Source organism: Bacillus sp. N13C7 (genome assembly GCF_026790065.1).
Taxonomy (GTDB): Bacteria; Bacillota; Bacilli; order Bacillales; family Bacillaceae; genus Bacillus.
Genome location: NZ_JALAMO010000025.1, coordinates 41,576 through 55,195 on the forward strand (window position 1 = coordinate 41,576; position 13,620 = coordinate 55,195).

Here is a 13,620-nt window from a genome sequence, read left to right on the forward strand (position 1 = left end):
ATTTTCTATGGTACTATTGAACATAGTTGTGCTTACTGTGGGAGGAGGTAAGGAATGAATCGGGTCTTCCGTAATACCATTTTTTATTTACTTATTTTATTAGTAGTAATCGGGGTTGTGAGCTACTTCCAGACCTCAAATCCGAAAACAGAAAATATGTCGTACAGTACGTTCATCAAAAACCTGGATGACGGGAAAGTTGATAGCGTATCGGTTCAGCCTGTCAGAGGTGTTTATGAGGTAAAAGGACAGCTGAAAAACTACGACAAAGATCAATACTTTTTGACTCATGTTCCTGAAGGAAAGGGAGCAGACCAGATATTTAATGCTTTGAAAAAGACAGACGTAAAGGTTGAGCCCGCTCAAGAAACAAGCGGATGGGTGACGTTCCTGACGACTATCATCCCATTTGTCATTATCTTTATTCTGTTTTTCTTCCTGCTCAATCAGGCTCAAGGCGGCGGCAGCCGTGTCATGAACTTTGGTAAGAGCAAGGCGAAGCTTTATACAGAGGAAAAGAAACGCGTCAAATTTAAAGACGTTGCAGGGGCAGACGAAGAAAAACAAGAACTCGTTGAAGTTGTTGAGTTTCTGAAAGATCCCCGCAAGTTTGCCGAGCTTGGTGCAAGAATACCAAAAGGCGTACTTTTAGTCGGACCTCCTGGTACCGGTAAAACATTGCTGGCCAAAGCTTGTGCGGGTGAAGCTGGCGTACCTTTCTTCAGCATCAGCGGATCTGATTTCGTTGAAATGTTTGTAGGGGTCGGTGCTTCCCGTGTGCGTGACTTGTTTGAAAATGCGAAAAAGAATGCGCCTTGTTTGATCTTCATTGATGAAATTGACGCAGTCGGACGCCAGCGTGGAGCGGGTCTCGGCGGCGGACACGATGAACGTGAACAGACGCTCAACCAATTGCTTGTTGAAATGGACGGATTCAGCGCCAATGAAGGTATTATCATCATTGCTGCGACGAACCGTGCGGACATCTTGGACCCAGCCTTACTTCGTCCGGGACGTTTTGACCGTCAAATCACAGTGGACCGCCCAGATGTCATTGGCCGTGAAGCTGTATTGAAAGTCCATGCGAGAAACAAACCGCTGGATGAAACGGTTAACCTGAAATCAATTGCCATGAGAACACCTGGCTTCTCGGGCGCTGACTTAGAAAATCTCCTGAATGAAGCTGCACTAGTGGCAGCTCGTCAAAATAAGAAAAAAATCGATGCGCGTGATATTGACGAAGCGACGGACCGCGTAATTGCCGGACCAGCTAAGAAGAGCCGCGTTATCTCTAAGAAAGAACGCAATATCGTGGCTTATCACGAAGGCGGACACACCGTTATCGGACTTGTTTTAGATGAGGCAGATATGGTTCATAAAGTAACGATTGTTCCTCGGGGGCAGGCAGGCGGTTACGCTGTTATGCTGCCAAGAGAAGACCGTTACTTCCAAACAAAGCCCGAGCTGCTTGATAAAATTGTCGGCCTCTTGGGCGGACGTGTCGCTGAAGAGATTATCTTCGGTGAAGTTAGCACAGGAGCGCACAATGACTTCCAGCGTGCGACAAACATTGCTAGACGAATGGTTACAGAATTCGGTATGTCAGATAAACTGGGACCAATGCAATTTGGACAGTCTCAGGGCGGTCAGGTATTCTTAGGCCGTGATTTCAACAACGAACAAAACTACAGTGATCAGATCGCTTACGAAATTGATCAGGAAATTCAGCGCATCATCAAAGAATGTTATGAGCGTGCGAAACAAATCCTGACTGAAAATCGTGACAAGCTTGAATTGATTGCTCAAACGCTTCTGAAAGTTGAAACACTGGACGCTGAACAAATCAAACACCTTGTCGATCATGGAACATTGCCAGAGCGCAATTTTTCTGATGATGAGAAGAATGATGACGTGAAAGTAAACATTCTGACGAAGACAGAAGAAAAGAAAGACGATACAAAAGAGTAATTCGCTTTCTTTCTAAAAACTGCCAGCTGACGCTGGCAGTTTTTTTATGTAATTTTGCCTCAAGCAGCCGCTTTTGCAATCATCCAATTCTGGTATCGATTTGTTTACAAATGAGCCGCTGATCGTGTATGGTATTGTAGAATGTTTGTAAAAGTAATATAGAGAAACTATTCAAAAGTGGTGATAGAGGTTGTTACTGGTTATTGATGTGGGGAACACCAATACTGTACTTGGTGTATATCATGAGGGAAAATTAGAATATCACTGGCGTATAGAAACAAGCAGGCATAAAACAGAAGATGAGTTTGGGATGATTTTGCGCTCTTTATTCGACCATTCCGGACTTATGTTTGAACAGATAGATGGCATTATTATTTCATCAGTAGTGCCGCCAATCATGTTTGCGTTAGAAAGAATGTGCACAAAATACTTTCATATCGAACCGCAAATTGTCGGTCCGGGTATGAAAACCGGTTTAAATATAAAATATGACAATCCGAAAGAAGTGGGAGCAGACAGAATCGTAAATGCTGTCGCTGCGATACACTTATACGGCAATCCGTTAATTGTTGTTGATTTCGGAACTGCCACAACGTACTGCTATATAGATGAAAACAAACAATACATGGGCGGGGCGATTGCTCCTGGGATTACGATTTCGACAGAGGCGCTTTACTCGCGTGCGGCAAAGCTTCCGCGAATCGAAATCACCCGGCCTGACAATATCATCGGAAAAAACACTGTAAGCGCGATGCAATCTGGAATTTTATTTGGCTATGTCGGTCAAGTGGAAGGAATCGTCAAGCGAATGAAATGGCAGGCTAAACAGGAACCAAAGGTCATTGCGACGGGAGGCCTTGCGCCGCTCATTGCAAACGAATCAGATTGTATAGATATCGTTGATCCATTCTTAACCCTTAAAGGGCTGGAATTGATTTATGAACGAAACCGCGTAGGAAGTGTATAGGAGGTTTTGTAATGGATTATTTAGTAAAAGCACTTGCTTATGAAGGAAAAGTTCGCGCTTATGCAGCGAGAACAACGGAAATGGTAAATGAGGGGCAAAGACGGCACGGCACGTGGCCGACAGCATCCGCTGCACTGGGCCGTACAATGACAGCTTCGCTTATGCTCGGCGCTATGCTGAAGGGCGATGACAAGCTGACAGTGAAAATCGAGGGCGGAGGTCCAATCGGAGCAATTGTGGCTGATGCCAATGCAAAAGGGGAAGTCAGAGCGTACGTCTCTAACCCGCAAGTACATTTTGATTTAAATGAACAAGGCAAGCTTGATGTCAGACGTGCGGTTGGAACGAGCGGAACGTTAAGTGTCGTAAAAGATTTAGGGCTGCGCGAGTTCTTCACAGGACAAGTAGAAATTATTTCAGGAGAATTGGGCGATGATTTCACCTACTATCTTGTGTCATCGGAACAGGTTCCTTCATCAGTGGGTGTAGGAGTGCTCGTGAATCCTGACAATACCATTCTTGCGGCAGGAGGCTTTATTATTCAGCTTATGCCGGGAACAGATGATGAAACGATCACAAAAATTGAACAGCGGCTATCTCAAGTAGAGCCGATTTCTAAGCTCATCCAAAAAGGGCTTACACCTGAAGAAATTTTGGAAGAGGTCCTAGGTGAGAAGCCTGAGATTTTAGAAACGATGCCTGTTAGATTCCATTGTCCTTGTTCAAAAGAACGTTTCGAAACAGCTATTTTAGGACTAGGCAAAAATGAAATTCAAGATATGATAGAAGAAGATGGACAAGCCGAAGCTGTATGCCATTTTTGTAATGAAAAGTACTTATTTACAAAAGAAGAGCTGGAAGGGCTTCGTGATCAAACTACCCGCTAAGCTCTTTAGCGGGTTTTTTAATTTAAGAAAAGGGGCTGAAAGCAGGTTTGAAATCAAGAACAATCTGGACCGTTATTTTAGGGGCGCTGCTGGTTTGCTGTATTGCCGTTGCGTATACGCTGACCAAATCCCAAGCAGGCGCATCGCCGTCCGGTGAGTCTATTGCGACGATCGGAGGCAAAAGCGTGACAAGAGAAGAATGGCTGAAAGAAATGGAAGATCAATATGGAAAGTCGACTCTTGAAGATATGATCAATGTCCGTGTCGTTGAGCAGCTCGCCAAAAAGAACGATCTCAAAGTGTCTAAAAATGAAATTGATCGTGAATTTTTGCTGATTAAAGCGGTCAACAATTCCTTTTACGAAGACGAACATACAACTGAAAAAGAGTGGAAAGACCAAATTCGTTATAATATTCTCCTCGAAGAATTGTTAACGAGGGATATTGATATCTCAAACAGTGAAATGAAATCATTCTATAATAAAAATAAAGAACTGTATCAGTTTGATGATTCGTATCGAATTCGGCACATTGTTGTAAAAGATGAAGAAGAAGCGAGAGAAGTCCTGAAAGAACTAAAAGGCGGCTCTAGCTTTGAAGCTGTTGCAGCGGAAAGGTCCACAGACAGATATACATCACCATACGGCGGAGATTTAGGCTTTGTCACAGAAGCATCAGACAACATCCCGTCAGCATACATTGAAGAAGCTAAAACACTCAAAGAGGATGAATGGTCTGAGGAGCCGATAAAGGTCAGTAACGGATATGCCGTGATTCAGCTGAAAGAAAAACTAAAGGCAAGGACATTCTCATATGATGAAGTGAAGGATCAGATCAGGCGGCAAATCGCAATGGATCAGTTAGGTGATAAAGCTACAGTCAAAACGCTATGGAAAGAAGCTGATGTATCTTGGTTTTATGGGGAAAAAAGTACTAAATGATTGACAAAAAATTTTGAAATTGATAGATTATATACATAATACCAATACAAATAGTCGGAAATTGAGGTGTCGAGAATGGTACGTGTAGCAAACTCCATTACTGAATTAATTGGGAATACGCCAATCGTTAAATTAAATCGCCTTGCAGATGAAAACAGTGCGGATGTATATCTAAAGCTTGAATACATGAACCCTGGAAGCAGTGTAAAAGACCGTATCGGCTTAGCCATGATTGAAGCCGCTGAAAAAGAAGGAAAATTAAAAGCTGGTGATACAATCATTGAACCGACAAGCGGAAATACGGGAATCGGTCTTGCGATGGTTGCTGCTGCTAAAGGATTAAAAGCTATTTTGGTTATGCCTGATACAATGAGTATGGAGCGCCGCAACCTTCTTCGCGCATACGGTGCTGAGCTTGTGCTAACTCCTGGTGCGGAAGGCATGAAAGGTGCTATTAAGAAAGCTGAAGAACTTGCTGAAAAGCATGGATACTTTGTGCCTCAGCAGTTTAATAACCCTTCGAACCCAGAAATTCACCGTCAAACAACGGGTAAGGAAATCGTTGAACAATTCGGTGATGATCAGCTTGACGCATTTGTGGCGGGAATCGGAACAGGCGGAACGATTACAGGAGCGGGTGAAGTTCTGAAGGAAGCATACCCTTCCATCAAAATTTACGCTGTTGAACCGTCAGATTCTCCAGTGCTTTCAGGAGGAAAACCAGGCCCCCACAAAATTCAGGGGATCGGAGCTGGATTTGTGCCGGACATCTTAAACACGGAAGTATACGATGAAATTTTCCCTGTGAAGAATGAAGAAGCATTTGAATATGCGCGCAGAGCTGCACGTGAAGAAGGAATTCTCGGAGGCATCTCATCAGGTGCGGCAATTTATGCTGCTCTTCAAGTGGCGAAAAAACTTGGAAAAGGAAAAAAAGTATTAGCTATCATTCCAAGTAACGGCGAACGTTATCTGAGCACGCCGCTGTACCAATTCGATTAAAAAAGCAAACTCCCGGTCCGCCGGGAGTTTTTTTTATTTGTGCATCAAATATGCCGTGTCTGCGACGAATGTTATTCTTGGAAGAGAAATTCACTTTTTTCACTAACAAGATTGCTTTACAATAAAAAACAAGCAAAATAGAAAATAGAGGAATGATATAAATGGCACAACGCAGACCGGCAGGCAAAAAAGTACCCTTCCAAAAAGATTCATTCTTACAACAATTTGAGAAACTTGCGCAATCCAAAAAACAGCATGTACTGCTTGAAAGTGCAAGAGGCGGCAGATACACGATAGCCGGTCTTGATCCAATTGCGACTGTAAAAGGAAAAGACGGAATTACCACCATTAAGCATGGTGACGAGATGCTGTTTAAGGAAGGTGATCCTTTACGTGCCTTCCACAGCTGGTTTAAAACGCTGGAAACAGAAACGGATGATGAGCTTCCGGATTTTCAAGGCGGGGCAATCGGGTTTCTTAGCTATGATTACGCACGTTACATTGAGAACTTTAAAATGCTTTCATTAGATGACCTGGAAACACCGGATATATATTTTCTTGTTTTTGATGATATAGCAGTTTATGACCTTCAAGAAGAGACTCTGTGGCTGATTACTCATGTTAATGGTTCTGATCAAAAATCTGCAGAGGCGAAGCTATCTGAGCTGGAGCGCATGTGGGTGACTGAGCTTCCTGCTGTTCCTTCGCGAGAGATGAAGCATGAAGCAGACGGTTCCTTTGCGGCACCATTTACTGAGGATGGATTCTCACAAGCAGTAGAGAAAATCAAACAATACATTGCCAGTGGAGATGTGTTTCAAGTCAATCTGTCAATCAGGCAGTCACAGTCACTGTCTGCCCACCCGTATCAAATTTACAAGGCCCTGAGAGAAGTGAATCCTTCTCCGTATATGGCCTATTTAGAAACACCTGATTTTCAAATTATTTGCGGATCGCCTGAACTGCTTGTCAGCAAAAAGGGCAAACGATTAGAGACGAGACCGATTGCCGGGACCCGTTCCAGAGGGAAAACCGATGAAGAAGATGAGGCGCTCGCAAACGAATTGATCCACAACGAAAAAGAACGAGCTGAACATGTCATGCTGGTTGATCTTGAGCGAAATGATCTGGGAAGAGTATCACGTTACGGGTCTGTGCGCGTGAACGAATTCATGGCTATTGAAAAATACTCGCATGTGATGCACATTGTGTCTAACGTCCAAGGTGAACTGCAGGATGGGTATGACGCTGTAGATATTATTCATGCTGTATTTCCTGGAGGAACCATTACAGGTGCTCCCAAAGTGAGAACGATGGAAATTATAGAAGAACTTGAGCCGACACGCCGCGGGCTTTATACTGGATCTATAGGATGGTTTGGATATAATCACGATCTGCAGTTTAATATCGTCATTCGAACCATTTATGCAACCGGAGGGCAGGCATTTATGCAGTCCGGCGCAGGAGTTGTGATTGATTCTGTTCCAAAGCACGAATACAGGGAATCATTCAAAAAAGCTTTTGCAATGCAAAAGGCATTAGAGCTGAGCAAAGAAGAGACAAAAATTAGATGAGGTGAGCGGAGAAATGATTTTAATGATTGATAACTACGATTCATTCACGTACAACTTGGTGCAGTATTTAGGTGAGCTTGGGGAAGAATTGATTGTAAAACGTAATGACGACATCACTGTTGAAGAAATCGAAGAGCTGTCTCCGGATTTCCTGATGATTTCTCCTGGACCGTGCAGTCCTGATGAGGCAGGAATCAGCCTTGAAGCTATTAAACATTTTGCAGGCAAAATTCCCATTTTCGGTGTATGCCTCGGACATCAGTCCATCGCCCAAGTGTTTGGCGGTGACGTGGTTAGGGCAGAACGGCTGATGCACGGAAAAACCTCGGATATCGAGCATGACGGCAAAACAATCTTTGAAGGTTTGAAAAATCCCCTTGTCGCGACTCGTTACCACTCGCTGATTGTTAAACCTGAGACGCTTCCAAGCTGTTTCACAGTAACAGCACAAACGAAAGAAGGAGAAATCATGGCCATTCGCCACAATGACCTCCCGATAGAGGGCGTGCAATTTCACCCAGAGTCTATAATGACCTCCTTTGGGAAAGAAATGCTCAGAAATTTCATTGAGACATACCGCAAGGAAGTTATTGCGTGATGATATATGTAAACGGCCGGTATATAGAGGAGAAAGATGCAGTTCTTTCTCCTTTTGACCATGGATTTTTATATGGGATCGGTGTTTTCGAAACCTTCAGGCTTTACGAAGGCTGCCCATTTTTGCTTGATTGGCATATAGAAAGGCTTGAACGGGCGCTTAAGGATCTGCAGATCGAATATACGGTTTCAAAGGATGAGATCCTTGAGATGCTGGACAAGCTGCTTTGGCTGAATGATATCAAGGATGGGAATGCCCGTGTCAGGCTGGACATATCAGCCGGAATCAGCGATAAAGGCTTTGTTGCCCAGACTTACGATAAGCCAACTGTTTTATGCTTTGTGAACCAGCTGAACCCAGAAAGCTTACCTTTACAAAAAGAAGGGAAGATTTTATCGATACGGAGAAACACACCAGAGGGGCCATTTCGGTTAAAATCTCATCATTACTTAAATAATATGTATGCGAAGCGGGAAATCGGAAATGATCCCCGTATCGAAGGGATTTTCTTAACAGAGGATGGTGCTGTTGCAGAGGGCATCATATCAAACGTTTTCTGGAGAAAAGGCAGCTGCATCTATACCCCGTCACTTGATACCGGTATTCTGGACGGTGTCACGAGACGTTTTGTTATAGAACATACAAAGAAAATAGGGCTGGAGCTCAAAACAGGCCTATATGAGTCAGAAGCTCTTTTGACAGCTGATGAAGCGTGGATGACGAACTCGGTTCTTGAGATCATCCCGTTTACGAAAATAGAAGAAGTCAATTATGCGGGTCTCAGCGGAGAAGCAGTCTCTGCTCTTCAAACGCTTTACAAAAAAGAAATAAAGAACATGATTCATGAAATGGGAGGAAGAGAATGGCGCAGCAAACGATAGACCAAACACAAGTAATCCACACCAAGCCCAGCGCTTTATCATATAAAGAGAAGACACTGGTGATGGGGATTTTAAACGTCACGCCTGACTCTTTCTCGGACGGCGGAAAATATGACAGCTTAGACAAGGCGCTCCTGCACGCGAAAGAGATGATTGATGACGGTGCACATATCATTGATATCGGAGGAGAATCGACAAGGCCCGGTGCTGAGTACGTGTCAGAGGATGAGGAGATGTCCAGAGTGATTCCGGTGATTGAGCGGATCACAAAAGAACTTGGCGTGCCGATTTCCGTAGATACGTACAAGGCTTCTGTCGCAGATGAAGCTGTGAAAGCCGGCGCATCCATCATCAATGATATTTGGGGAGCGAAACATGATCCGAAGATGGCTTCGGTTGCAGCTGAACACAATGTTCCAATCGTTCTCATGCATAACCGCCCAGAGAGAAATTACAATGACTTATTACCGGATATGCTGTCGGACTTAATGGAGAGTGTAAAAATCGCTGTTGGGGCCGGAGTTGAGGAGAAGAACATTATTCTTGATCCGGGTATCGGTTTCGCGAAAACGTATCATGACAATTTGGCAGTAATGAACAGACTGGAAATTTTCAGCGGACTGGGGTATCCGGTTCTTTTGGCAACCTCCCGAAAAAGATTCATCGGACGTGTTCTGGATCTTCCGCCTGAGGAGCGGGCTGAGGGCACCGGTGCGACCGTATGTCTCGGCATTCAAAAAGGCTGCGACATTGTCAGGGTCCATGACGTAAAACAAATAGCCAGAATGGCGAAAATGATGGATGCGATGCTGAATAAGGGAGGGGTGCACCATGGATAAAGTCTATGTAGAAGGCATGGAGTTTTACGGATATCACGGTGTGTTCAAAGAAGAAAACAAGCTCGGCCAGCGGTTTAAAGTTGATTTAACTGCTGAGCTGGATTTAAGCAAAGCCGGACAAACAGACGACCTTGAGCATACGATCAACTACGCTGAGCTCTATCACGTATGTAAGGATATCGTAGAAGGGGAGCCAGTGAAGTTAGTGGAAACGCTGGCGGAACGCATTGCTGATACGGTCCTTCGGAAATTTCAGCCGGTGCAGCAATGTACTGTGAAAGTGATTAAGCCCGACCCGCCAATTCCCGGACACTATAAATCAGTAGCAATTGAAATCACGAGAAAAAAATCATGAACAACATAGCTTATATTGCACTTGGATCTAACATTGGAGATAGAGAAACGTATTTAAGACAAGCAGTGGCCTTGCTGCACCAGCATGATGCGGTGATGGTCACTCAAGTGTCTTCTATTTATGAAACTGACCCTGTCGGATACGAAGACCAAGATGAATTTTTGAATATGGCTGTTGAAATCAAGACGTCACTGAACCCTTTTGAACTCCTTGAACTGACGCAGCACATCGAAAATGAATTAGGAAGAACAAGGGAAGTAAGATGGGGGCCGAGGACGGCAGACCTTGACATTTTGCTGTTTAATCGTGAAAATATTGAAACAGAGCAACTAATTGTTCCGCATCCGAGAATGTATGAGCGTATGTTTGTACTTGCGCCGCTTGCGGAGATTTGCCCGCAGGTTGAAAAAGAGGCAAAAAACGCGGAAACCGACCAAGAAGGTGTAAGAGTATGGAAGCAGAAATCTGGGGTAGACGAATTCGTGCATTCAGAAAGCTGAAAGGTTATACTCAAGAAGGATTTGCAAAAGCATTAGGTATATCAGTTTCTATTCTCGGCGAAATTGAACGCGGAAACCGATTGCCGTCAGCTGCCATCATTCAAGATGCAACAGATGTTTTAAATATAAGCGCGGACGAATTGGCGCCGCCCGAAAAAAATAACAAATGAAAGGAGGAGAAAATTTGTTTAAAATTGGGGATATTCAATTGAAAAATCAGGTTGTGCTTGCTCCTATGGCTGGTGTCTGCAACTCTGCATTCAGATTGACCGTAAAGGAGTTCGGAGCTGGATTGGTATGCGCTGAAATGGTCAGTGACAAAGCAATCCTTTACAACAATGCTAGAACAATGGGCATGCTTTACATTGATGAACGCGAAAAACCGCTCAGCCTTCAAATTTTCGGAGGAAAAAAGGAAACCCTTGTAGAAGCGGCGAAGTTTGTAGATCAAAACACAACTGCTGATATTATTGATATTAACATGGGTTGTCCTGTGCCAAAGATTACAAAATGCGATGCGGGAGCCAAATGGCTTCTCGATCCTGATAAGATTTACGAAATGGTTTCTGCAGTAGTGGATGCCGTTGAAAAACCGGTTACAGTGAAAATGAGAATGGGCTGGGATGAAGACCACATTTTCGCAGTGAAAAATGCACAGGCCGTAGAACGTGCGGGCGGAAAAGCCGTTGCGCTTCACGGCCGTACAAGAGTGCAGATGTACGAAGGAACGGCAAACTGGGACATCATCAAAGAAGTAAAACAATCAGTATCGATTCCGGTTATCGGGAACGGCGATGTGAAGACGCCGCAGGATGCTAAGCGTATGCTCGATGAAACAGGAGTAGACGGTGTCATGATCGGACGCGCTGCATTGGGCAATCCGTGGATGATTTACCGTACGGTTCAGTACCTTGAAACAGGTGAATTAAAAGAAGAGCCGCAAGTACGCGAGAAAATGGCGGTATGCAAACTGCATCTTGACCGCCTGATTAACTTAAAAGGTGAAAATGTAGCGGTAAGAGAAATGAGAAAGCACGCTGCATGGTATCTGAAAGGCGTAAGGGGCAATGCGAATGTTCGTAATGAAATCAATCATTGCGAGACAAGAGAAGAGTTTGTACAGCTTTTAGATGCATTTACGGTTGAAGTTGAGGCAAAAGAGCTTCAAAACGCAAAAGTAGGATAATACTCACCTCTATTTGCTGCTCACTGCCAGTTTTGCGCTGGCAGTTTTTCTGCTTTTTTTATGAAACAATATCTGTAATGGAGTGATAACAATGAGTCAAGAAGAGCATAACCATGAAGAATTGAACGACCAGCTGCAAGTCAGACGCGATAAAATGAATCAGCTGAGAGAAAACGGCATTGATCCGTTCGGTGCACGTTTTGAAAGAACTCATCAGTCTCAGGAAGTTATTTCGGCATATCAAGATCTAACCAAAGAAGAGTTAGAAGAAAAAGCGATTGAAGTCACAATCGCAGGCCGCATGATGACAAAACGCGGCAAAGGAAAAGCCGGATTTGCACATCTTCAAGACTTAGAAGGCCAAATTCAAATCTACGTAAGAAAAGACAGTGTTGGTGACGATCAATACGAAATCTTCAAGTCTTCTGACCTCGGTGATCTTATCGGCGTAACCGGAAAAGTCTTCAAAACAAATGTAGGCGAATTGTCTGTTAAAGCAACTTCTTTTGAATTGCTGACAAAAGCGCTTCGCCCGCTTCCAGACAAATACCATGGTTTAAAAGATGTTGAACAGCGCTACCGTCAACGCTACCTGGATCTTATCGTAAATCCAGACAGCAAACATACGTTCATCACACGAAGCAAGATCATTCAAGCTATGAGAAGATACCTTGATGATCATGGATACTTAGAAGTAGAAACACCAACAATGCACAGCATTCCTGGAGGTGCGTCTGCACGTCCGTTTATCACTCATCATAATGCGTTAGACATTCCGCTCTATATGCGTATTGCAATTGAACTGCACCTAAAACGCCTGATCGTCGGCGGTTTAGAAAAGGTATATGAAATCGGCCGTGTGTTCCGTAATGAAGGTGTCTCAACACGCCATAACCCTGAGTTCACGATGATTGAGTTGTATGAAGCGTATGCAGACTATAAAGATATCATGAGCTTAACAGAAAACCTCGTTGCCCATATCGCTCAAGAAGTGCTTGGAACGACTACGATCCAATACGGGGAAGAACAAATCGACCTTAAACCTGAGTGGAAAAGAATCCATATGGTTGACGCAGTCAAAGAAGCGACTGGCGTTGACTTCTGGGAAGAGGTTACTGTTGAACAGGCGCGTGAATATGCTAAAGAACATGGTGTAGAGATTAAAGAGTCTATGACAGTAGGCCATATCATTAACGAATTCTTCGAACAAAAAATTGAAGAAACGCTTATTCAGCCAACGTTTATCTACGGTCATCCTGTAGAAATTTCTCCTCTTGCTAAGAAAAACCCTGAGGACCCGCGTTTTACAGACCGTTTTGAACTGTTTATCGTTGGACGTGAACATGCAAATGCGTTTACAGAGCTGAATGATCCTATTGATCAAAGAGAACGCTTTGAAGCGCAGTTAAAAGAGCGTGAAGCTGGCAATGATGAAGCTCATCTGATGGATGAAGACTTTGTTGAAGCACTGGAATACGGTATGCCGCCAACAGGGGGGTTAGGCATCGGTATTGACCGTCTGGTTATGCTGCTAACGAATGCTCCTTCTATTCGTGATGTGCTGTTATTCCCGCAAATGAGACAACGCTAATATAGAAGAGCGGCATCCTTTATGGAGAAAGGATGCCGCTCTTTTTAAATTCCTAAGTATTTCTTCAAAAAAACTATTGCACTATTATTTACATGGTGGTATATTATTATTCGTTGCCGCTAAACAAGGCGATAACGAAAAAAATAACTTCAAAAAAAGTTATTGACTTCACTGAGACAACGAGTTATAATAATAAAGTCGCTTGAACGAAGTGAACAAAATGATCTTTGAAAACTAAACAAGACAAAACGTACCTGTTAATTCATTTTTTATAAATCGCACAGCGATGTGCGTAGTCAGTCAAACTACTTTATCGGAGAGTTTGATCCTG

The 13,620-nt window shown here is 43.7% G+C and carries 14 protein-coding genes; all 14 read left to right on the forward strand.

Translation table 11 applies throughout. From position 1 onward, the window contains the following. The first annotated feature begins 54 nt into the window (after positions 1 to 54). Complete coding sequence (ftsH, locus tag MOB98_RS19905; protein WP_268360627.1) at positions 55 to 1,968, forward strand: ATP-dependent zinc metalloprotease FtsH; 1,914 nt, start codon at positions 55 to 57, stop codon at positions 1,966 to 1,968. 190 nt (positions 1,969 to 2,158) lie between these two features. Next, the gene (locus MOB98_RS19910; protein WP_268360628.1) at positions 2,159 to 2,935 is read left to right on the forward strand and encodes a type III pantothenate kinase; all 777 of its coding nucleotides are present in this window, start codon (positions 2,159 to 2,161) and stop codon (positions 2,933 to 2,935) included. 11 nt (positions 2,936 to 2,946) lie between these two features. After that, positions 2,947 to 3,822 carry a redox-regulated molecular chaperone HslO gene (gene hslO / locus MOB98_RS19915; protein ID WP_268360629.1) on the forward strand — a complete coding sequence of 292 codons (876 nt, stop codon included), beginning with the start codon at positions 2,947 to 2,949 and terminating at the stop codon, positions 3,820 to 3,822. Positions 3,823 to 3,869: 47 nt separating this feature from the next. Beyond that, positions 3,870 to 4,763, forward strand: a complete 894-nt coding sequence (locus MOB98_RS19920; protein ID WP_268360631.1) for a peptidyl-prolyl cis-trans isomerase — start codon at positions 3,870 to 3,872, stop codon at positions 4,761 to 4,763. Positions 4,764 to 4,838: 75 nt separating this feature from the next. Then, complete coding sequence (cysK, locus tag MOB98_RS19925) at positions 4,839 to 5,765, forward strand: cysteine synthase A (RefSeq protein WP_003218399.1); 927 nt, start codon at positions 4,839 to 4,841, stop codon at positions 5,763 to 5,765. A gap of 161 nt (positions 5,766 to 5,926) precedes the next feature. Further along, positions 5,927 to 7,339, forward strand: coding sequence for an anthranilate synthase component I family protein (locus tag MOB98_RS19930; protein ID WP_268360633.1), 1,413 nt, complete (start codon positions 5,927 to 5,929; stop codon positions 7,337 to 7,339). A 13-nt stretch (positions 7,340 to 7,352) separates the two neighbouring features. Continuing rightward, a complete protein-coding gene (pabA, locus tag MOB98_RS19935) occupies positions 7,353 to 7,937 on the forward strand; it encodes an aminodeoxychorismate/anthranilate synthase component II (protein WP_268360635.1) in 585 nt (194 codons plus the stop codon). Further along, complete coding sequence (pabC, locus tag MOB98_RS19940; protein WP_268360649.1) at positions 7,937 to 8,818, forward strand: aminodeoxychorismate lyase; 882 nt, start codon at positions 7,937 to 7,939, stop codon at positions 8,816 to 8,818. Before pabA ends, pabC begins: the two co-directional genes overlap by 1 nt. After that, positions 8,800 to 9,657, forward strand: coding sequence for a dihydropteroate synthase (folP, locus tag MOB98_RS19945; RefSeq protein WP_268360637.1), 858 nt, complete (start codon positions 8,800 to 8,802; stop codon positions 9,655 to 9,657). Before pabC ends, folP begins: the two co-directional genes overlap by 19 nt. Further along, on the forward strand, positions 9,650 to 10,012 hold the full coding sequence (gene folB / locus MOB98_RS19950) for a dihydroneopterin aldolase (RefSeq protein ID WP_268360639.1): 363 nt from the start codon (positions 9,650 to 9,652) through the stop codon (positions 10,010 to 10,012). Before folP ends, folB begins: the two co-directional genes overlap by 8 nt. Then, positions 10,009 to 10,512 (forward strand): 2-amino-4-hydroxy-6-hydroxymethyldihydropteridine diphosphokinase, encoded by a 504-nt coding sequence (gene folK, locus MOB98_RS19955; protein WP_268360641.1) that lies wholly within the window; start codon positions 10,009 to 10,011, stop codon positions 10,510 to 10,512. The genes folB and folK overlap by 4 nt, the downstream gene beginning before the upstream one ends. Beyond that, positions 10,464 to 10,682: a helix-turn-helix domain-containing protein gene (locus MOB98_RS19960; protein ID WP_268360642.1), complete on the forward strand. Its 219-nt coding sequence runs from the start codon at positions 10,464 to 10,466 to the stop codon at positions 10,680 to 10,682. The genes folK and MOB98_RS19960 overlap by 49 nt, the downstream gene beginning before the upstream one ends. Before the next feature lie 14 nt (positions 10,683 to 10,696). Continuing rightward, positions 10,697 to 11,698 carry a tRNA dihydrouridine synthase DusB gene (gene dusB, locus MOB98_RS19965; protein WP_268360644.1) on the forward strand — a complete coding sequence of 334 codons (1,002 nt, stop codon included), beginning with the start codon at positions 10,697 to 10,699 and terminating at the stop codon, positions 11,696 to 11,698. Positions 11,699 to 11,789: 91 nt separating this feature from the next. Further along, a complete protein-coding gene (lysS, locus tag MOB98_RS19970; RefSeq protein WP_268360646.1) occupies positions 11,790 to 13,289 on the forward strand; it encodes a lysine--tRNA ligase in 1,500 nt (499 codons plus the stop codon). Positions 13,290 to 13,620: the final 331 nt, after the last annotated feature.